Source organism: Streptomyces amakusaensis, from assembly GCF_039532665.1.
Taxonomy (GTDB): Bacteria; Actinomycetota; Actinomycetes; order Streptomycetales; family Streptomycetaceae; genus Streptomyces; species Streptomyces amakusaensis.
Genome location: NZ_BAAASB010000005.1, coordinates 358,276 through 377,700 on the forward strand (window position 1 = coordinate 358,276; position 19,425 = coordinate 377,700).

Annotated in this window: 18 protein-coding genes; 10 read left to right on the forward strand and 8 right to left on the reverse strand. The window is 70.4% G+C overall.

What is annotated here, in order from left to right:
- The first annotated feature begins 6 nt into the window (after nt 1–6).
- The 6 genes from tpiA to ABD371_RS11545 all read left to right on the forward strand — a co-directional run bounded on the left by tpiA (nt 7) and on the right by ABD371_RS11545 (nt 5,712).
- Nucleotides 7–783 (forward strand): triose-phosphate isomerase, encoded by a 777-nt coding sequence (gene tpiA, locus ABD371_RS11520; RefSeq protein WP_344475535.1) that lies wholly within the window; start codon nt 7–9, stop codon nt 781–783.
- Nucleotides 784–1,007: 224 nt separating this feature from the next.
- On the forward strand, nt 1,008–1,238 hold the full coding sequence (secG, locus tag ABD371_RS11525; protein WP_018848634.1) for a preprotein translocase subunit SecG: 231 nt from the start codon (nt 1,008–1,010) through the stop codon (nt 1,236–1,238).
- A gap of 134 nt (nt 1,239–1,372) precedes the next feature.
- Complete coding sequence (locus tag ABD371_RS11530) at nt 1,373–1,708, forward strand: RNA polymerase-binding protein RbpA (protein ID WP_003957010.1); 336 nt, start codon at nt 1,373–1,375, stop codon at nt 1,706–1,708.
- Nucleotides 1,709–1,952: 244 nt separating this feature from the next.
- On the forward strand, nt 1,953–3,605 hold the full coding sequence (gene pgi, locus ABD371_RS11535; protein ID WP_344475537.1) for a glucose-6-phosphate isomerase: 1,653 nt from the start codon (nt 1,953–1,955) through the stop codon (nt 3,603–3,605).
- 5 nt (nt 3,606–3,610) lie between these two features.
- On the forward strand, nt 3,611–4,114 hold the full coding sequence (locus ABD371_RS11540; protein ID WP_344475539.1) for a PH domain-containing protein: 504 nt from the start codon (nt 3,611–3,613) through the stop codon (nt 4,112–4,114).
- On the forward strand, nt 4,111–5,712 hold the full coding sequence (locus ABD371_RS11545; RefSeq protein ID WP_344475541.1) for a PH domain-containing protein: 1,602 nt from the start codon (nt 4,111–4,113) through the stop codon (nt 5,710–5,712). The genes ABD371_RS11540 and ABD371_RS11545 overlap by 4 nt, the downstream gene beginning before the upstream one ends.
- A gap of 55 nt (nt 5,713–5,767) precedes the next feature.
- Here ABD371_RS11545 and pgl read toward each other — a convergent pair whose 3' ends face one another.
- The 5 genes from pgl to tkt are packed head-to-tail and all read right to left on the reverse strand — an operon-like array spanning nt 5,768 to nt 12,413.
- Nucleotides 5,768–6,550: a 6-phosphogluconolactonase gene (gene pgl, locus ABD371_RS11550; protein ID WP_344475543.1), complete on the reverse strand. Its 783-nt coding sequence runs from the start codon at nt 6,548–6,550 to the stop codon at nt 5,768–5,770.
- A complete protein-coding gene (opcA, locus tag ABD371_RS11555; protein WP_344475545.1) occupies nt 6,547–7,635 on the reverse strand; it encodes a glucose-6-phosphate dehydrogenase assembly protein OpcA in 1,089 nt (362 codons plus the stop codon). The genes pgl and opcA overlap by 4 nt, the downstream gene beginning before the upstream one ends.
- Entirely contained in the window at nt 7,632–9,155 is a 1,524-nt protein-coding gene (gene zwf, locus ABD371_RS11560; RefSeq protein ID WP_344475781.1) for a glucose-6-phosphate dehydrogenase, read from the reverse strand. The genes opcA and zwf overlap by 4 nt, the downstream gene beginning before the upstream one ends.
- Nucleotides 9,156–9,169: 14 nt before the next feature.
- Nucleotides 9,170–10,288: a transaldolase gene (tal, locus tag ABD371_RS11565; protein ID WP_190124744.1), complete on the reverse strand. Its 1,119-nt coding sequence runs from the start codon at nt 10,286–10,288 to the stop codon at nt 9,170–9,172.
- Between the two features lie 37 nt (nt 10,289–10,325).
- Nucleotides 10,326–12,413 (reverse strand): transketolase, encoded by a 2,088-nt coding sequence (gene tkt / locus ABD371_RS11570; protein ID WP_344475547.1) that lies wholly within the window; start codon nt 12,411–12,413, stop codon nt 10,326–10,328.
- Between the two features lie 272 nt (nt 12,414–12,685).
- Between tkt and ABD371_RS11575 the strand changes: the two genes are divergently transcribed.
- Together ABD371_RS11575 and ABD371_RS11580 are read left to right on the forward strand one after the other, a co-directional pair.
- Entirely contained in the window at nt 12,686–13,627 is a 942-nt protein-coding gene (locus ABD371_RS11575) for a heme o synthase (protein ID WP_190124746.1), read from the forward strand.
- A gap of 66 nt (nt 13,628–13,693) precedes the next feature.
- On the forward strand, nt 13,694–14,014 hold the full coding sequence (locus ABD371_RS11580; protein ID WP_344475550.1) for a hypothetical protein: 321 nt from the start codon (nt 13,694–13,696) through the stop codon (nt 14,012–14,014).
- Between the two features lie 102 nt (nt 14,015–14,116).
- Here ABD371_RS11580 and ABD371_RS11585 read toward each other — a convergent pair whose 3' ends face one another.
- From ABD371_RS11585 to ABD371_RS11595, 3 genes are all read right to left on the reverse strand, one after another.
- A complete protein-coding gene (locus tag ABD371_RS11585; protein WP_344475552.1) occupies nt 14,117–15,106 on the reverse strand; it encodes a COX15/CtaA family protein in 990 nt (329 codons plus the stop codon).
- Between the two features lie 70 nt (nt 15,107–15,176).
- Nucleotides 15,177–15,944 (reverse strand): ABC transporter permease, encoded by a 768-nt coding sequence (locus ABD371_RS11590; RefSeq protein ID WP_344475554.1) that lies wholly within the window; start codon nt 15,942–15,944, stop codon nt 15,177–15,179.
- On the reverse strand, nt 15,941–16,867 hold the full coding sequence (locus tag ABD371_RS11595) for an ABC transporter ATP-binding protein (RefSeq protein WP_344475556.1): 927 nt from the start codon (nt 16,865–16,867) through the stop codon (nt 15,941–15,943). Before ABD371_RS11595 ends, ABD371_RS11590 begins: the two co-directional genes overlap by 4 nt.
- Nucleotides 16,868–17,201: 334 nt before the next feature.
- Here ABD371_RS11595 and ABD371_RS11600 point away from each other — a divergent pair, with 334 nt between their 5' ends.
- On the forward strand, nt 17,202–17,951 hold the full coding sequence (locus tag ABD371_RS11600; RefSeq protein WP_344475783.1) for a helix-turn-helix transcriptional regulator: 750 nt from the start codon (nt 17,202–17,204) through the stop codon (nt 17,949–17,951).
- A complete protein-coding gene (gene sufB, locus ABD371_RS11605) occupies nt 17,948–19,369 on the forward strand; it encodes a Fe-S cluster assembly protein SufB (RefSeq protein ID WP_344475558.1) in 1,422 nt (473 codons plus the stop codon). Before ABD371_RS11600 ends, sufB begins: the two co-directional genes overlap by 4 nt.
- Nucleotides 19,370–19,425 lie beyond the last annotated feature (56 nt).

A 19,425-nucleotide genomic window follows, 5' to 3' on the forward strand; every position in this document is an offset into this window, starting at 1 on the left:
ACTCTCATGACCACTCGCACCCCGCTCATGGCGGGCAACTGGAAGATGAACCTCAACCACCTTGAGGCCATCGCCCACGTCCAGAAGCTCGCCTTCGCCCTGGCGGACAAGGACTACGAGGCCGTCGAGGTCGCCGTACTCCCGCCGTTCACCGACCTGAGGTCCGTGCAGACCCTGGTCGACGGCGACAAGCTGAAGCTCAAGTACGGCGCTCAGGACATCTCGGCGCAGGACTCCGGCGCGTACACCGGGGAGATCTCCGGCCTGATGCTCGCCAAGCTCAAGTGCGCCTATGTCGCGGTCGGCCACTCCGAGCGCCGGCAGTACCACGCCGAGTCCGACGAGATCTGCAACGCCAAGGTGAAGGCCGCGTTCCGGCACGGCATCACCCCCATCCTCTGCGTCGGCGAGGGACTGGACGTCCGCAAGGCCGGACAGCAGGTGGAGTACACCCTCGCCCAGCTCGACGGCGGCCTCAAGGACGTCCCGGCCGAGCAGGCCGAGACCATCGTGATCGCGTACGAGCCCGTCTGGGCGATCGGCACCGGCGAGGTCGCCACGCCCGAGGACGCGCAGGAGGTCTGCGGAGCGATCCGCGGCCGGCTCGCCGAGCTGTACTCGCAGGAGCTGGCCGACAAGGTCCGCATCCAGTACGGCGGCTCGGTCAAGTCCGGGAACGTCGCCGCGATCATGGCGCAGCCCGATGTGGACGGCGCCCTGGTGGGCGGCGCGGCGCTGGACGCCGAGGAGTTCGTCAAGATCGTCCGCTTCCGCGACCAGTGAGCACCGGCCGGGGCGAACACGCTCAGTGCGCGTCCGCCCCGGACAGGTCCACGCCCGTACGGCCACTGGGCACGCTCAGTGAGGGCCTTTCGCGACCGGTGAGTATGCCGTAGCGCGGATCCGTCGTACCCTTGCGGGGGCCTGAGGCTTTTCACCGAGCCCGGGCCCCCGTCGTCCGTAGATGTTCCAAGAGATTTGCCAGGAAGTAGGGTCCAGCCGTGGTTATGGGGTTCTCGATCGCCCTGATCGTCTTCAGCCTGCTGCTGATGCTGCTGGTGCTGATGCACAAGGGAAAGGGCGGCGGCCTCTCCGACATGTTCGGCGGCGGTATGCAGTCGTCAGTCGGCGGCTCCTCGGTCGCCGAGCGCAATCTCGACCGGATCACTGTGGTGGTCGGTCTGCTGTGGTTCGCATGCATTGTCGTACTTGGTCTGCTGATGAAGCTGGACAGCTGACCCACAGGCTTTCCCGTCCGGGCGGGGAGGTAACTCCAATACCTGGACGCGCGTTGGGCCTTACGTAGACTGAGGCACCGCGGCGCAGCCGCTGTGAGACGCTGTACAGCACCATCACGCAGGGAGTTACGACCGTGGCAAGTGGCAACGCGATCCGGGGAAGCCGGGTCGGGGCGGGGCCGATGGGCGAGGCCGAGCGTGGCGAGTCCGCGCCGCGTCTGCGCATCTCCTTCTGGTGCTCGAACGGGCACGAGACACAGCCGAGCTTCGCCAGCGACGCGCAGGTCCCTGACACCTGGGACTGCCCCCGCTGTGGGTTCCCGGCAGGCCAGGACCGGGACAATCCCCCGGACCCACCCCGCACGGAACCGTACAAAACCCATCTCGCCTATGTGCGGGAGCGTCGCAGCGACGCGGACGGCGAGGCGATTCTCGCCGAGGCGCTGGCCAAACTGCGGGGCGAAATCTAGGACTTACGGTCCGGCCGGGACACTTTCGAGTGCCCGGCCGGACTTTTTTCGCGCCCCGCGCACCCCGTGCGCCCCGTCCCCGCGCCGTGCGCCGGGGCAATTCGGCCGGGCCGCGCCGACCCCGATATTCCCGCTTCGCTCATAGCCGACGCCGCTCCGCCTTCACCACACCTCCATGTTTGATCAATTAGGTTGGAGGGGGCGAGAAGGCAGCCAGGTACAAGAGAAGCGAGCTGATGTTCCAGTGAACGCAAGCGGCCGTAAGCGGCTCAACCAGACTCCCGAGTGGACCGCGCTCGGCGAACACCGAGAGCGGATCGGGCGGACCACGCTGCGGGAGCTGTTCGCGGCCGACCCCGACCGGGGCGAGGAATACACCCTGCGCGTCGGTGACCTGCGTATCGACTACTCCAAGCAGCTGGTCACCGCCGAGACGCTGACGCTCCTGCGCGAGCTGGCGCTCGCCACCGAGGTGGCCGGGCTGCGCGACGCGATGTTCCGCGGCGAGAAGATCAACACCACCGAGGACCGCGCCGTCCTCCACACCGCGCTGCGCGCCCCCCGGGACGCCGTGATCGAGACCGACGGCGAGAACGTGGTCCCCGGGGTGCACGCCGTCCTCGACCGGATGGCCGTCTTCTCCGAGAAGGTCCGCTCCGGCGAGTGGACCGGACACACCGGCAAGCGCATCAGGAACATCGTCAACATCGGTATCGGCGGCTCCGACCTCGGTCCGGCGATGGCGTACGAGGCGCTCCGCGCCCACACCGCCCGGGACCTCACCTTCCGCTTCGTCTCCAATGTGGACGGGGCCGACCTCCACGAGGCGGTACGGGACCTGGACCCGGCCGAGACGCTCTTCATCGTCGCCTCCAAGACCTTCACCACCATCGAGACCATCACCAACGCCACCTCCGCCCGCGACTGGCTCCTCGCCGGGCTGAGCGCCGGTCAGGACGCCGTCGCCCGGCACTTCGTGGCGCTGTCGACCAACGCCGGCAAGGTCGAGGACTTCGGCATCGACACGGCCAACATGTTCGAGTTCTGGGACTGGGTCGGCGGCCGGTACTCGTACGACTCCGCCATCGGCCTCTCGCTGATGATCGCGATCGGCCCGGAGCGCTTCCGGGAGATGCTCGACGGCTTCCACCTCGTCGACGAGCACTTCCGGACGGCCCCCGCGGAGGCCAACGCGCCGCTGCTGCTCGGTCTGCTGGGCGTCTGGTACGGCGCCTTCTTCGACGCCCAGTCCCACGCGGTGCTGCCGTACTCCCACTATCTGAGCAAGTTCACCGCCTATCTCCAGCAGCTCGACATGGAGTCCAACGGCAAGTCCGTCGACCGCGAGGGCAACCCGGTCGACTGGCAGACCGGACCGGTCGTCTGGGGCACCCCCGGCACCAACGGGCAGCACGCCTATTACCAGTTGATCCACCAGGGCACCAAGGTCATCCCCGCCGACTTCATCGGCTTCGCCCGCCCGGCCGGCGACCTCCCGCCCGGACTGCTCGCCCAGCACGATCTGCTGATGGCCAACTTCTTCGCCCAGACGCAGGCGCTCGCCTTCGGCAAGACCCCGGAGGAGGTACGGGCGGAGGGCGTCCCCGAGGAGCTGGTCGCGCACAAGACCTTCCGGGGGAACCACCCCACCACCACCGTCCTCGCCGAGGAGCTGACCCCCTCGGTGCTCGGCCAGCTGATCGCGCTCTACGAGCACAAGGTCTTCGTCCAGGGCGCGATCTGGAACATCGACTCCTTCGACCAGTGGGGCGTCGAACTGGGCAAGGTCCTCGCCAAGAAGATCGAGCCCGTGCTGACCGGCGCGGCCGGGACCGAGGGGCTCGACAGCTCCACGGCCTCCCTCGTCGCCGCCTACCGCACCCTCAGAGGGCGCTGAGCCGGATGACCGAGGGGGAGGGGACGGTCCGGCTCCGGCCGCCGGAGAACGCGCTCGACCCGAGGGCCGTGAGCTGGTGGCGTACGCGAACGCTGGCCGTCACGGCCACGGCCGCGGGAACGCTCGCCGTACTCGGCTGGCTGATCGCCCCCGCCCGGCCCTGGCTGCTCTGGCCGGCGGCCGCGGTGGCCGTGCTCGGTCTGCTCCAGGCCGCCGTCGTCCCCGCGTGGCGCTACCGGGTGCACCGCTGGGAGACCACCGACGAGGCCGTCTACGTCCGCACCGGGGCGTTCCTCCAGCAGTGGCGGATCGCCCCGATGTCCCGGATCCAGACCGTGGACACCCTGCGCGGCCCGCTGGAGCGCTCGTACGGACTGGCCACGGTCACCGTCACCACCGCCTCCGCCAAGGGGGCGGTCACCATCGCCGGGCTCGACCACGAACTGGCGGCGGAACTCGCCCGCCGGCTGACCCGGATCACCCAGGAGACACCGGGGGACGCGACATGAACGAGGCGGGGGAGCCGGGCGGACCGAGCGGGCCCGGGGGGCCGGGAGAGCAGGGGCAGCCGGGAGAACCGGGCGACGGCTGGCGGCGGATAGACAAGAAGGCCCTCCTGGTCACCGGCGCGGTGATGGGCTCCGTCGCCGCCGGCCTCTGCCTCCCCATCCTGCTGGGGCTCTCCGGCGGCTCCTGGCTCGGCCCCCGGGCCCGGCGCGGCACCGGACTGCTCCTGCTGCTCGCCGGGGCCGCCCTGCTGGTGCTCGGCCCCGTCGCGGCCGAGTACATCAACTGGCGCAAGACCCGCTACCGCGTCGGACCGGACCGCGTCGAACTCCACACCGGGCTGTTCTTCGCCAAACGGCGCTCCCTCGCCCGCGAGCGGATCCGCACCGTCGACCTCACCGCCAACCCGCTGCTGCGCGTCCTCGGCCTGGTCAAGGTACGCATAGGCACCGGCGAACAGTCCGGCGGCGGCGAATCCACCCTGGTCCTCGACCCGGTCACCCGGTCCGAGGGAGAGCGCCTGCGCGCGGAGCTGCTGGTCCGGGCCGCCGCCCCGGGCGGCCACCGCGAGGGCGTCCTCGCCACCGTCGATCTGGGCTGGATACGGTACGCACCGCTCTCCTTCGTCGCCCCCGCCCTGGGCGGCGCGGCGGCCGGAGCGGTGATGCAGATCAGCGACTGGTTCGGGGTGCAGCACGAGGTCATCGTCGGCGTCGGCGACTTCTTCCGCGACACCTCCGTCACCATGATGATCCTGACGCTGGTGCTCGCCGCCCTCCTCGCGGGCGTCGTCGGCTCACTCGGCCTCTGGGTCGAGATGTGGTGGAACCACCGCCTGGAGCGCGAGCCCGGCGGCACCCTGCGGGTCCGCCGGGGGCTGTTCACCGTACGCTCCATCTCGATCGAGGAGCGCAGACTGCGCGGCGTCGAGCTGGTCGAGCCGCTGGGCGTACGGCTGGCGGGCGCGGCCCGGGTCGACGCCGTCGCCACCGGCATCGGCAGGGACGACCAGGACAAGCACGCCGACCTCCATGTACTGCTGCCGGCCGCGCCGCGCCCCCGCGCGGCGGCCGTCGCCGCGACGGTGCTGCGCGAGCCCGTCACCCCCACCGACGCCCCCCTCACCCGGCACCCCGGGGCGGCCCGCGCCCGCAGGCTGCGCCGGGCCCTGGCGGCGGCCCTGATCCTGCCCGCCCTGCTCACCGGCCTCGGCCTCTGGCTCACCCCCGTACTGCTCCACATCGCCGCGGGCTGCGCCGCCGTGGCCCTCCCGGCGGCCGTGCTGCTCGCCCTGGACGCCTACCGGAGCCTGGGCCACACCCTCAGCGGCGACTACCTCGTGGCCCGCTCCGGCACCTTCCGCCGCTCGACCGTGGCGCTCCAGCGCGCGGGGGTCATCGGCTGGGTGGTCAAGCAGTCCCTCTTCCAGCGCCGCGCGGGCGTCCTGACCGTCACCGCGACCACCGCCGCCGGAGCGGGCGCGTACGCGGTGCACGACGCGGACGACGCCGAGGGCCTCGTCTTCGCGAGCCGGGCCGTGCCCGGACTGCTGGAACCCTTCCTGGAGACACGGCCTCGGACACCGCCGCCGGGGCGGTAGGAGAACGACGGAGGCCCGGAACGCCGAACGGCGTTCCGGGCCTCCGTCGATCGGGCTAGGCCAGCGCCGGGGGGTACAGCGCGCGCGGCAGCTCGGCCGCGGCGGCGGAGTCGAGCAGCCACAGCGTGCGGGCGCGGCCTCGCGCTCCCGCCGCCGGGGCCTGGATCTCGCCCGCGCCGGAGAGGGCCATCGCCACGGCGTCGGCCTTGTCCTCGCCGGCCGCCAGCAGCCACACCTCGCGCGCCGCCCGGACGGCCGGGAGCGTGAGTGAGATACGGGTGGGCGGGGGCTTCGGGGCCCCGTGGACGCCGACCACCGTGCGCTCGGTCTCCCGTACCGCCGGAAGCTCCGGGAAGAGCGAGGCGACATGGGTGTCCGGGCCCACGCCCAGCATCAGCACATCGAACGTCGGCACCGGACCGTGGTCCTCCGGACCGGCCGCCGCGGCGAGTTCGGCGGCGTAACCGGCGGCGGCGGCCTCCACGTCCGCGCCGTACACGCCGTCCGACGGGGCCATCGCGTGCACCCGCGCCGGATCGACCGGGACGCTGTCGAGCAGGGCCGCGCGGGCCTGGGTCACATTGCGCTCCGGGTCCCCCTCGGGGAGGAACCGCTCGTCGCCCCACCACAGGTCCAGACGCCGCCAGTCGATCGCGTCCCGGGCCGGCGAGGACCCGAGCGCGGCCAGCAGGGCATTGCCGTTGCGACCGCCCGTCAGCACCACCGACGCCGTGCCGCGCGCGGCCTGGGCGTCGACGATCCTGGTGATCAGACGGGCCGCGGCGGCCTGCGCCATCAGCTCCTTGTCGTGGTGGACGACCAGCTGAGGAGTGCTCACTTGGCCGCCGCCTTCTTGGCGGGGGCCTTCTTCGCCGCCGCCGGGGCCTTCCCGGCCGGAGCCTCCGAAGCCTCCGGAGCGGCCACGGCCGCCGCGGCGGCCGGAGCGGCCGGAGTCTTCGCCGCCGGGGCCGGGGTGGCCACCCACTGCGAGGGCCCGTCGTCGCCCAGCCGGTCGACCCCGTACCGCAGGGCCGAGGCATAGGTGTCGTCCGGGTCCAGCCGGCGCAGCTCCTCCGCGATCAGCTCGGAGGTCTCCCGCCGCTTCAGCGCGACCGCCCGGTCCGGCTGCCCCTGGATGGAGAGGTTCGCCAGCGAACCGTCCGCCCGGTCCAGCACGACGGGACCGGCGCTGGTCTCCATCCGTACGGCGGTGAGCCCGGGCCCCGAGGACAGCGCCCGGCCGACCGGCACCCCCAGCCGGTCCGCCAGCCACATGGCCAGCAGCTCCACGCTCGGGTTGAACTCCTCGCCCTCCACCTCCACCGAGGTGACCTCGCAGACCACCTGGTCGAGCGCGGCGGCGAGCATCGAACGCCAGGGCGTGATCCGGGTCCACGAGAGATCCGTGTCACCGGGGGTGTACGCCTCGGCGCGCGCGGACAGCTCCTGGATCGGCTGCTCGGAGGCGTAGGTGTCGGTCACCCTGCGCTGCGCCAGCGCGCCCAGCGGGTCCTTGGCCGGGTCGAGCGGCGCGGCCACCGGCCACCAGACGACGACCGGGGCGTCCGGCAGCAGCAGCGGCAGGACCACCGACTGGGCGTGCTCGGTGACCTCCCCGTACAGCCGCAGGATGACCGTTTCGCCGGTGCCCGCCTCCGCGCCCACGCGCACCTCGGCGTCCAGGCGCGCCTGCGCCCGGGCCCGGGGGGTGCGCGAGACGCGCTTGATGACGACGAGGGTCCGCGAGGGGTGCTCGCGGGAGGCCTCATTGGCGGCGCGGAGCGCGTCGTACGCGTTCTCCTCGTCGGTGACGATGACCAGGGTCAGCACCATGCCGACGGCCGGGGTGCCGATCGCCCTGCGCCCCTGCACCAGCGCCTTGTTGATCTTGCTGGATGTGGTGTCCGTAAGGTCGATCTTCATGGCCGGCGCCAGCTCCGTCCGTCTCGTGCGAGCATTTCGTCCGCCTCGACCGGACCCCACGTCCCCGACGCGTACTGCGCGGGCTTGCCGTTCTTCTCCCAGAACTGCTCGATCGGGTCGAGGATCTTCCAGGACAGCTCGACCTCCTCGACCCGGGGGAAGAGGTTGGAGTCGCCGAGCAGCACATCGAGGATGAGCCGCTCGTACGCCTCCGGGCTGGACTCGGTGAAGGACTCGCCGTAGGCGAAGTCCATCGACACGTCGCGCACCTCCATCGAGGTGCCCGGGACCTTGGAACCGAAGCGCAGGGTCACGCCCTCGTCCGGCTGGACCCGGATGACCAGGGCGTTCTGCCCCAGCTCCTCGGTGGCGGTGTGGTCGAAGGGGGAGTGCGGGGCGCGCTTGAAGACCACCGCGATCTCGGTGACCCGCCGGCCCAGCCGCTTGCCGGTACGGAGGTAGAACGGCACCCCGGCCCAGCGCCGGTTGTCGATCTCCAGCTTCACGGCCGCGTAGGTGTCGGTCTTCGACGCGGGGTCGATGCCGTCCTCCTGGAGATAGCCGACGGCCTTCTCGCCGCCCTGCCACCCCGCCGCGTACTGCCCGCGCACGGTGTTCTCGCCCAGGTTCTTCGGCAGCCGTACGGCGCCCAGCACCTTGGTCTTCTCCGCCGCGAGCGCGTCCGCGTCGAAGGAGGCGGGCTCCTCCATCGCGGTCAGCGCGAGCAGCTGGAGAAGGTGGTTCTGGATGACGTCACGCGCCGCGCCGATGCCGTCGTAGTACCCGGCCCGGCCGCCGATGCCGATGTCCTCGGCCATCGTGATCTGGATGTGGTCGACATAGGACCGGTTCCAGATCGGTTCGAACAGGGTGTTGGCGAACCGCAGCGCCAGAATGTTCTGGACGGTCTCCTTGCCCAGATAGTGGTCGATCCGGAAGACCTCGTTCGAGGGAAATACCTCGTGCACCACCTTGTTGAGCTCCACCGCGGAGGCCAGGTCGTGCCCGAAGGGCTTCTCGATGACCGCCCGTCGCCAGGAGTTCTCCTGCTGATCGGCCAGCCCGTGCTTCTTCAGCTGCTGGACGACCTGCGGGAAGAACTTCGGCGGCACGGAGAGGTAGAAGGCGAAATTGCCGCCCGTCCCCTGCGCCTGGTCCAGCTCGGCGATGGTCTTCTTCAGGGTCTCGAAGGCCTCGTCGTCGTCGAAGTCGCCCTGGACGAAACGCATCCCCTGGTTGAGCTGCTGCCAGACCTCCTCACGGAAGGGGGTACGGGCATGAGCCTTGACTGCGTCATGGACCTCCTGCGCGAAGTCCTCGTCCTGCCACTCCCGGCGGGCGAACCCGACCAGGGAGAAACCCGGCGGCAGCAGTCCGCGGTTGGCCAGGTCGTACACGGCGGGCATCAGCTTCTTGCGCGACAGGTCGCCGGTGACACCGAAGATGACCAGGCCCGACGGCCCCGCGATACGCGGGAGCCGTCGGTCTGCGGCGTCACGGAGTGGATTGGCGTCGCCAATACCGGACACGGTGGTCAGCCCTCCGAAGGGGCGAGGCGCTTCAGCTCCGCCTCGGTCGACTTGAGCAGGTCGTTCCAGGCCGACTCGAACTTCTCCACGCCCTCGTCCTCCAGCTGCTGGACGACCTGGTCGTAGGAGATGCCGAGGGCCTCCACGGCCGCGAGCTCGGCGCGCGAGGCGTCGTAGGTGCCGCGCACCGTGTCGCCGATGATCTGCCCGTGATCGGCGGTGGCCTCCAGGGTCGCCTCCGGCATGGTGTTCACCGTGCCGGGCGCGACCAGGTCGTCCACGTACAGCGTGTCCTTGTAGGCCTTGTCCTTCACACCGGTCGAGGCCCACAGCGGACGCTGCTTGTTGGCGCGCGCCCGGTCCAGCTCCGCCCAGCGCTCGGATCCGAAGACCTCCTCGAACGCCTCGTACGCCAGCCGGGCGTTGGCCAGACCGGCCTTGCCGCGCGCGGCCTTGGCCTCCGGCGTGCCCAGCGCGTCGATGCGCGCGTCGATCTCGGTGTCCACCCGAGAGACGAAGAAGGAGGCCACCGAATGGATCTTCGAGAGATCCAGACCGCGGTCCTTGGCCTTCTCCAGACCCGCCACATAGGCGTCCATCACCGCGCGGTAGCGCTCCAGCGAGAAGATCAGCGTCACATTGACGCTGATGCCGAGGCCGATGACCTCGGTGATCGCCGGCAGACCCGCCTTGGTGGCGGGGATCTTGATGAGGGTATTGGGGCGGTCCACCAGCCAGGCCAGCTGCTTGGCCTCGGCCACCGTCGCCGCCGTGTTGTGGGCCAGACGCGGGTCCACCTCGATGGAGACCCGGCCGTCCTGGCCCTCCGTGGCGTCGAAGACCGGCCGCAGAATGTCGGCGGCGTCGCGCACGTCCGCCGTCGTGATCATGCGAATGGCTTCCTCGACGGTCACCTTGCGCGCGGCCAGCTCGGTGAGCTGCTGCTCATAGCCGTCGCCGCTGCTGATGGCCTTCTGGAAAATCGACGGGTTGGTGGTCACACCCACCACATGCTGCTGGTCGATCAGCTCGGCCAGATTGCCGGACGTGATCCGCTTGCGCGAGAGGTCGTCCAGCCAGATCGCGACGCCTTCGTCGGAGAGGCGCTTCAGTGCATCAGTCATAAGAATGGCAACTCCTGATTGGAACGGTATACCGGCGTCAGCGCGCGGAGGCTTCCAGAGATTCCCGTGCGGCGGCGGCGACCGCGTCCGCGGTGAATCCGAACTCACGGAACAGCACCTTGCCGTCCGCCGAAGCGCCGAAGTGCTCCAGGGAGACGATGCGTCCGGCGTCGCCCACGAAACGGTGCCAGGTCAGACCGATACCGGCCTCCACCGCCACCCGCGCACGCACGGCCGGGGGCAGCACCGAGTCCCGGTACTCCTGGTCCTGCTCGTCGAACCACTCCACCGAAGGCATCGAGACCACCCGGGTGGGCACCCCGGCGGCCTGGAGCTGCTCGCGCGCCTCCACGGCCAGCTGCACCTCGGAGCCGGTGCCGATCAGCACCACCTCGGGCGCGCCGCCCTCGGCCTCGAACAGCACATAACCGCCGCGGGCGGCGTCCTCGTTGCGCTCGTACGTCGGCACGCCCTGACGGGTCAGCGCCAGACCGTGCGGAGCGCCCACACCGAATTCCTTCGTGTACCGCTTCAGGATCTCGCGCCAGGCGATCGCGGTCTCGTTGGCATCGGCCGGACGGACGATGTTCAGCCCCGGAATGGCGCGCAGCGAGGCCAGGTGCTCCACCGGCTGGTGGGTCGGACCGTCCTCGCCCAGACCGATCGAGTCGTGCGTCCAGACATAGGTCACCGGCAGGTGCATCAGCGCGGAGAGCCGCACCGCGTTCCGCATGTAGTCGGAGAAGACCAGGAAGGTGCCGCCGTAGATACGGGTGTTGCCGTGCAGCGCGATGCCGTTGATCACGGCGGCCATCGAGTGCTCGCGGATGCCGTAGTGGATCGTGCGGCCGTACGGGTCGGCCTCGGGCAGCGGGTTGCCCTTCGGCAGGAACGAGGACGTCTTGTCGATCGTCGTGTTGTTCGAGCCCGCGAGGTCGGCGGAGCCGCCCCACAGCTCGGGCACGACCGCGCCCAGCGCCTGGAGGACCTTCCCCGAGGCGGCGCGGGTGGCGACGCCCTTGCCGGTCTCGAACTCCGGGAGCTTCTCCTCCCAGCCGGCCGGCAGCTCGCCCGCGCGGATCCGGTCGAACTCGGCGGCGCGCTCCGGGTTGGCGGTGCGCCAGGCGGCGAAGGTCTTGTCCCACTCGCCCTTGGCCTCACGGCCCCGGTCCAGCGCGGCCCGCGTGTGCGCGATGACCTCGGCGGAGACCTCGAAGGACTGCTCGGGGTCGAAGCCCAGCACCCGCTTGGTGGCCGCGACCTCCTCGTCGCCCAGCGCCGAGCCGTGCGCGGCCTCGGTGTTCTGCGCGTGCGGGGCCGGCCAGGCGATGATCGACCGCGCCGCGATGAAGGAGGGGCGCTCGGTCTCGGCCTGCGCCGCCTTCAGCGCGCGGTACAGACCCGCCGGGTCCAGATCGCCGTTGGCCTGCTGCTCGACACGCTGGACGTGCCAGCCGTACGCCTCGTAACGCTTCAGGGTGTCCTCGGAGACCGCGGTCTCCGTGTCGCCCTCGATCGAGATGTGGTTGTCGTCCCACAGCAGCACCAGGTTGCCCAGCTTCTGGTGCCCCGCCAGCGAGGACGCCTCGGCGGAGATGCCCTCCTGGAGGCAGCCGTCACCGGCGATGGCCCAGATGGTGTGGTCGAACGGCGAGGTGCCGGGCGCGGCGTCCGGGTCGAACAGGCCGCGCTCGTAGCGGGCGGCCATCGCCATGCCCACGGCATTGGCGACACCCTGGCCCAGCGGTCCGGTCGTCGTCTCGACACCCACGGTGTGCCCGTACTCCGGGTGACCCGGAGTCTTCGAGCCCCAGGTCCGGAACGCCTTGAGGTCGTCCAGCTCCAGCCCGAACCCAGCCAGGTACAGCTGGATGTAGAGGGTGAGCGACGAGTGGCCGGCGGAGAGGACGAACCGGTCGCGCCCGGTCCAGTCCGCGTCTGCGGGGTCGTGTCGCATCACTTTCTGGAACAGCACATAGGCGGCGGGCGCGAGGCTCATGGCCGTACCGGGGTGGCCGTTGCCGACCTTCTGTACGGAATCCATGGCCAGGACTCGGGCGGTATCGACGGCCCGCTGGTCCAGATCGGTCCAGTCGAGGTCTGTGGTGGTCGGCTTGGTGCTCACCCTGGGTCAGGGCTCCTCTCCACATGTCTCCATGTAACGCCCCGGTGACACGGAAGCACCGGGCGCTGTCGAGCCTACCCGCGCCATGAGCTATGGCCTGTCCAAGCTGCGACGGGCGGGCGGACCGACGGCGGCTCAACACGACCCCACCCCCGTGCGGGGCGACGCATGCCCAGCCTCTAAAGTGTGGTCGTACGCGCAAGTCGTATCCGGGCCTTCAGGCATCTCCTCATGCGCCCCGGGGCTTGCTGGAGTCTCTGTCAGGGGTGTACGTGACGGCCGTCGAATCCCGTCCAGCGGGGGGGCTTGGGACGAGCCCGGGCAACCGGCCGTTCGGGGCCCGCGTCAAGGCATTCGTGGCGCTGACCAAGCCGCGGATCATCGAACTGCTGCTGATCACCACGGTGCCGGTGATGTTCCTCGCCGCCCAAGGGGTGCCCGATCTGGTGCTGGTGCTGGTCACCTGCTTCGGCGGATATCTCTCGGCCGGCGGTGCCAACGCGCTCAATATGTACATCGACCGCGACATCGACGCGCTGATGGACCGCACGTCGCAGCGTCCGCTGGTCACCGGGATGGTCTCGCCGCGGGAGGGCCTGGTCTTCGGCCTCACCCTCGCGGTCGTCTCCACCCTCTGGTTCGGTCTGCTGGTCAACTGGCTCTCCGCCTGGCTCTCGCTCGGCGCGCTGCTCTTCTACGTCGTGATCTATACGATGATCCTGAAGCGGCGCACCTCGCAGAACATCGTGTGGGGCGGTATCGCGGGCTGCATGCCGGTCCTCATCGGCTGGTCGGCCGTGACGAACTCGGTCTCCTGGGCCGCCGTCATCCTCTTCCTCGTCATCTTCTTCTGGACGCCGCCGCACTACTGGCCGCTGTCGATGAAGGTGAAGGAGGACTACGCGCGAGCCGGTGTCCCCATGCTGCCGGTGGTCGCCTCCAACAAGGTGGTGGCCCGCCAGATCGTCCTCTACAGCTGGGTCATGGTCGCCGTCTCCCTGCTGCTCACCCCCCTCGGCTACACCGGCTGGTTCTACACGGCGGTGGCCCTGGCGACGGGCGGCTGGTGGCTCTGGGAGGCGCACGCGCTCCAGGCCCGCGCCAAGTCCGGGGTGACCGGCGGCAAGCTCAAGGAGATGCGGCTGTTCCACTGGTCCATCACCTATGTCTCGCTGCTCTTCGTCGCCGTGGCCGTGGATCCCTTCCTGCGCTAGCCGGCTTCGTCGCTCGAGCCCCCCGTCCTCTGGCCGGGGGGCTTACTCATGAGTAGCATCCGGTTCATGCCCATTACCCCGCATGCCGAGCGCAAGGCCGCCAGGCTCGCCAAGGAGATCGCCTCCTTCTCCCGTGCCCACGGCGGAGCCGAGGCCCAGCTCGCGTACCTCGGCCAGGCCGGCACCCGTATCGTCCTCGTCGGCGCGGACGGCGCCTGGGGAGACCTCGTCGCCCCGGACCACGCCGTCGCCGCCTCGGCGGTGGAGAAGGCCGGTGTCACCGTCCACGAGTCCTTCGACGGAGAGTTCGCCGCCAAGGTCCGCACCGGGCCGTACGAGTGGTCCCGGATGGCCGGGATCCAGCTCGGCGGCCCCTCGAACGGCTGAGCGCGCCCCGGGAAATCGCCACACAGAAGTAATAAAAGAAGCGGATTCCGCGCCGTCACCGGCAGGGAATCCGCTTCTTTCGGGGCTTCGGGGCTTCGGGTCTCAGACGTTGGAGAGTACGGGACCGGCCGGGGCCGGCACCGTGACCGCGGCCCGCGGGCGCTCCCGCAGGCTCAGGGCCAGGCGCACCACCGCGATCCACATCAGCGCGGAGCCGAGCATATGGGCGCCGACGAGGATCTCGGGGACCCCGGTGAAGTACTGGAGATAGCCGATCCCGCCCTGCGCCAGCAGCAGGATCAGCAGCTCACGGGCGCGCGCCCGGATGTCGTCCGGCGCGTCCACCACGCGCAGCACCAGCCACATCGCCACCGCCAGCGCGCAGACCAGCCAGGCGGAGGCGGCGTGCAGCTGAGCGGCGGCGGCCCAGTCCCAGGGCATGCGCTCCACATCGCTGCTGTCGCCGGCGTGCTTGCCCGAGCCCGTCACCGCCGTGCCCAGAGTGATCAGCGCCACCGAGGCGGCCACGATCGCCCAGGAGAGCCTGCGGACCGGGCGCGGGACCCGGGGGCGCGGTTCCGTGTCGCCCTCGCCGGCCCGGTGCCAGGTGATGACGGCGACCGTCAGCAGACCGTTGGCGAGCAGGAAGTGCCCGGCCACCGTCCAGGGGTTGAGCCCCGCCCACACGGTGATGCCGCCCAGGACCGCGTTGGAGGCCACGATCCAGAACTGGAGCCAGCCGAGCCGGGTCAGCCCGCGCCGCAGCGGCTTGGTGGAGCGGGCCGCGATGATGGCCCAGCCGACCGCCGCCGACAGCACATAGGTCAGCATCCGGTTGCCGAACTCGATCGCGCCGTGCCACCCCTGCTCGGCCGTGGCGAAGAGACTGTCGTCCGTGCACTTGGGCCAGGTGTCGCAGCCGAGACCCGAACCGGTGAGCCGGACGGCCCCGCCGGTGACGATGATGAGCACGCTCATCAGGACGGCGGAGAGCGCGGCACGCCGGACCGTCTCGGGTCGGGGCGTCCAGCGCCGGGCGATGAGAGCGAGGGGGGTCAGCACGGGAACAATCGTAGGCGGGGCCTTGTGCATGTTTTCACTAGGGGTGCGATTCCCCTGGTGAACGAGGCGTGGTCCGGCGTGCCGGGCCACATCTCGGGCGCTACTCCCAGCGGAAGAGGCGGCCCGCCGCGCCGAGGCCGAGCACCGCCCAGACGGCGAGGATGCCCAGCTCGCGCCAGGGCAGCGCCGCGCCCTCGCTCAGCACCTCGCGCAGTCCTTCCGAGAGCGCGGAGATCGGCAGCAGCGCGAGGACCGACTCCACCCCGTCCGGGAACTTCTCCAGCGGCACCATCACCCCGCCGCCCACCAGCAGCAGCAGGAAGACCAGATTGGCGGCGGCGAGCGTCGCCTCGGCCCGCAGGGTTCCGGCCATCAGCAGCCCCAGACCGCTGAAGGCGGCGGTGCCGAGGGCGAGCAGCAGCAGCACCGAGAAGGGGTCGCCCTTCGGCGACCAGCCGAGCGACAGGGCGATCGCCGTCAGCAGGGCGATCTGGATCAGCTCGGTGACCAGGACGGACAGCGTCTTGGCGGACATCAGGGCCCAGCGCGGCAGCGGCGAGGCGCCGAGCCGCTTGAGGACCCCGTACCGCCGCTCGAAGCCGGTCGCGATGGCCTGGCCGGTGAAGGCGGTGGACATCACGGCGAGGGCGAGCACCCCCGGCGCGAGGAAGTCGACCGGCTCGCCGGCACCGGTGTCGATGATGTCGACGGTCGAGAACAGCACCAGGATCAGGGACGGGATGACGACGGTGAGCAGCAGCTGTTCGCCGTTGCGCAGCAGCATCCTCGTCTCGAACGCGGTCTGCGCCGCGATCATGCGGCCCAGCGGAGCCGCCCCGGGCTTCGGGGTGTACGTACCGGCGCTCATCGGCGCAGCTCCTTGCCGGTCAGTTCGAGGAAGACGTCTTCCAGGGTGTGGCGCTCGACCGAGATGCCCTCGGGCATCACTCCGTGCTGCGCGCACCAGGAGGTGACGGTGGCGAGCAGCAGCGGGTCCACCCGGCCCGCTATCCGATAGGTGCCGGGGGTGGGCTCGGCCGCCTCGGTGCCGTCGGGGAGGGCCTTGAGCAGGGAGTTCACATCGAGTCCCGGCCGGCCGGTGAAGCGCAGGGTGTTCTCCGCCCCGCCCCGGCACAGCTCCTCCGGGGTGCCCCGGGCGATCACCCGGCCCGTGTCGAGGATCGCGACGTCGTCGGCGAGCTGCTCGGCCTCGTCCATGAAGTGGGTGGTCAGGATCGTGGAGACCCCGTCGGCGCGCAGTTCGCGCACCAGCTCCCAGGTGGCGCGGCGGGCCTGGGGGTCGAGCCCGGCGGTCGGCTCGTCCAGGAAGACCAGCTCGGGGCGGCCGACGACGGCCATCGCCAGCGCGAGCCGCTGCTGCTGGCCGCCGGAGAGCCGGCGGTAGGCGGTGCGGCCGCAGCTCTCCAGGCCCAGCCGCTCGATCAGCTCGTCCACATTCAGCGGGTGGGCGTGCAGCTTCGCCATGTGGCGGAGCATCTCCTCGGCGCGCGCGCCCGAGTAGACGCCGCCGGACTGGAGCATCACCCCGACCCGGGAGCGCAGCCGGGGCGCGTCGGCGACCGGGTCGAGTCCGAGGACCCTCACGGTGCCGGCGTCCGCGCGGCGGTAGCCCTCGCAGATCTCGACGGTGGTGGTCTTGCCGGCTCCGTTGGGGCCGAGGACCGCGGTGACCTTGCCATGGGCGATGTCGAGGTCGAGGCCGTCGACCGCGGTCTTCGATCCGTACCGCTTGACCAGGCCCCGGATCCGTACGACGGGCTCGCTGCGCATGCCCGGAAGTCTAGGCGGGCGCGCGGGGCGCTCGGAGCGCGGCCCCCGGTGACCCCGAGCGCGGCTGGCAATGCCCCGCCGAGGGGTGTAAACGGGCCGTACGGCCGATAGTCGACGGAGCGTCCGGATGACTTTTCCGCTGTGGTCCCCGCCCCCGGGTGCCGGCCGCCGATGGGCTCCCGGAGTCGAGAATCCGGGTAAAATACCTGCTCAGAGCCGGTCTGAGCGTCATTGGGCCGACCCCCTCCTTAGGTAACCCTAAGTGACGAAGCGCACCGCGCCGGGGGGCCTGCGGCGGTTGTCACTGCTCAATGAATTACGCAACAATGGTGTTGTGAAAAACGTCGGCGAGGGTTCTCACGAGGAACTCGCGACCGGATCGCGCGCCGATCACTCGACGCGCGACCGGGTCGCGCGTTCCGTGCTGGACCACGGCCCGTCCACCGTGGCCGATCTCGCCGCCCGTCTCGGGCTCACTCAGGCGGCCGTCCGCCGCCACCTCGACGCACTCGTCGCCGAGAATGTCGTCGAACCCCGTGAGCAGCGGATCTACGGAGCCCGCACCCGAGGCAGGCCCGCCAAGGTCTTCGTCCTGACCGCCTGCGGCCGGGACGCCTTCGACCAGTCGTACGACTCCCTCGCCGTCGACGCGCTCCGCTGGATCGAGCGCGCCGCGGGCGGGGGAGCGGCCGGCGAGGAAGCCGTCGCCGCCTTCGCGAGGCACCGGGCCGAGACACAGGCCGCGCCCTATCGCGAAGCGGTGGAGGCGGCGGCCCCCGAGGACCGCACCGAAGCACTGGCGAAGGCCCTGAGCGCGGACGGGTACGCTGCTACGGCGCGCAGCGCCCCCACCCCCCAGCAGGGCGAGCAGCTCTGCCAGCACCACTGCCCGGTCGCCCATGTCGCCGAGCAGTACCCCCAGCTGTGCGAGGCGGAGACGGAGATCTTCTCCCGCCTGCTCGGGACCCATGTGCAGCGTCTGGCCACCATCGCCCACGGCGACGGAGTGTGCACGACGTTCATTCCGCGCAGCAACACCACACCATCAGCATCTGCAAGCACGGCCGGGAGGAACCCCGCATGACTCTCCCCACGGAGACCGCCCACCCCGAACTGGAGGGGCTGGGCACGTATGAATTCGGCTGGGCCGACTCCGACGCGGCAGGCGCCGCTGCCAAGCGCGGTCTCTCCGAGGAAGTCGTCCGCGACATCTCGGGGAAGAAGAACGAGCCGGAGTGGATGCTGAAGCTGCGTCTCAAGGGCCTGCGTCTGTTCGACAAGAAGCCCATGCCCAGCTGGGGCTCGGACCTGTCGGGCATCGACTTCGACAACATCAAGTACTTCGTCCGCTCCACGGAGAAGCAGGCGGCCTCCTGGGAGGACCTGCCCGAGGACATCAAGAACACCTACGACAAGCTGGGCATCCCCGAGGCCGAGAAGCAGCGCCTGGTCGCCGGTGTCGCCGCGCAGTACGAGTCCGAGGTCGTCTACCACCAGATCCGTGAGGACCTGGAGGAGCAGGGCGTCATCTTCCTCGACACCGACACCGCGCTGAAGGAGCACCCCGAGCTCTTCCAGGAGTACTTCGGCACGGTCATCCCGGTCGGCGACAACAAGTTCGCCTCGCTGAACACCGCGGTCTGGTCCGGCGGCTCGTTCATCTACGTGCCCAAGGGCGTCCATGTGGACATCCCGCTCCAGGCCTACTTCCGTATCAACACGGAGAACATGGGCCAGTTCGAGCGGACGCTGATCATCGTCGACGAGGACGCCTACGTCCACTACGTCGAGGGCTGCACCGCCCCGATCTACTCCTCCGACTCGCTGCACAGCGCGGTCGTGGAGATCATCGTCAAGAAGGGCGGCCGCTGCCGCTACACGACGATCCAGAACTGGTCGAACAACGTCTACAACCTGGTCACCAAGCGCGCCGTCGCCTACGAGGGCGCGACCATGGAGTGGGTCGACGGCAACATCGGCTCCAAGGTGACCATGAAGTACCCGGCCGTCTACCTGATGGGCGAGCACGCCCGCGGCGAGACCCTGTCCATCGCCTTCGCGGGCGAGGGCCAGCACCAGGACGCCGGCGCCAAGATGGTCCACATGGCCCCCAACACCTCCTCGAACATCGTCTCCAAGTCGGTGGCCCGGGGCGGCGGCCGGACCTCCTACCGCGGTCTCATCGAGATCGGCGAGGGCGCGCCCGGCTCCAAGTCCAATGTGCTCTGTGACGCCCTGCTGGTGGACACCATCTCCCGCTCGGACACCTACCCCTACGTCGACGTCCGCGAGGACGACGTCTCCATGGGCCACGAGGCGACCGTCTCCAAGGTCTCCGAGGACCAGCTCTTCTATCTGATGAGCCGGGGCCTGACCGAGTTCGAGGCCATGGCGATGATCGTCCGGGGCTTTGTCGAGCCGATCGCCAAGGAACTGCCGATGGAGTACGCGCTGGAGCTCAACCGGCTGATCGAACTCCAGATGGAGGGCTCGGTCGGCTGACCCGGCCGTACCCCGGCGGGGCGGGCGAGACGAACGCCTGCCCCGCGAGCGACTGA

Excerpts from the sequence above, each read along its gene's own strand:
- tpiA (WP_344475535.1), top strand. The coding sequence starts at position 7 with ATGACCACTCGCACCCCGCTCATGGCGGGCAACTGGAAGATGAACCTC.
- secG (WP_018848634.1), top strand. The coding sequence starts at position 1,008 with ATGGGGTTCTCGATCGCCCTGATCGTCTTCAGCCTGCTGCTGATGCTG.
- ABD371_RS11540 (WP_344475539.1), top strand. The coding sequence starts at position 3,611 with ATGACCGAGGGGGAGGGGACGGTCCGGCTCCGGCCGCCGGAGAACGCG.
- ABD371_RS11545 (WP_344475541.1), top strand. The coding sequence starts at position 4,111 with ATGAACGAGGCGGGGGAGCCGGGCGGACCGAGCGGGCCCGGGGGGCCG.
- opcA (WP_344475545.1), bottom strand. The coding sequence starts at position 7,635 with ATGAAGATCGACCTTACGGACACCACATCCAGCAAGATCAACAAGGCG.
- tal (WP_190124744.1), bottom strand. The coding sequence starts at position 10,288 with ATGACTGATGCACTGAAGCGCCTCTCCGACGAAGGCGTCGCGATCTGG.
- ABD371_RS11580 (WP_344475550.1), top strand. The coding sequence starts at position 13,694 with ATGCCCATTACCCCGCATGCCGAGCGCAAGGCCGCCAGGCTCGCCAAG.
- ABD371_RS11585 (WP_344475552.1), bottom strand. The coding sequence starts at position 15,106 with ATGCACAAGGCCCCGCCTACGATTGTTCCCGTGCTGACCCCCCTCGCT.
- ABD371_RS11590 (WP_344475554.1), bottom strand. The coding sequence starts at position 15,944 with ATGAGCGCCGGTACGTACACCCCGAAGCCCGGGGCGGCTCCGCTGGGC.
- ABD371_RS11595 (WP_344475556.1), bottom strand. The coding sequence starts at position 16,867 with ATGCGCAGCGAGCCCGTCGTACGGATCCGGGGCCTGGTCAAGCGGTAC.
- sufB (WP_344475558.1), top strand. The coding sequence starts at position 17,948 with ATGACTCTCCCCACGGAGACCGCCCACCCCGAACTGGAGGGGCTGGGC.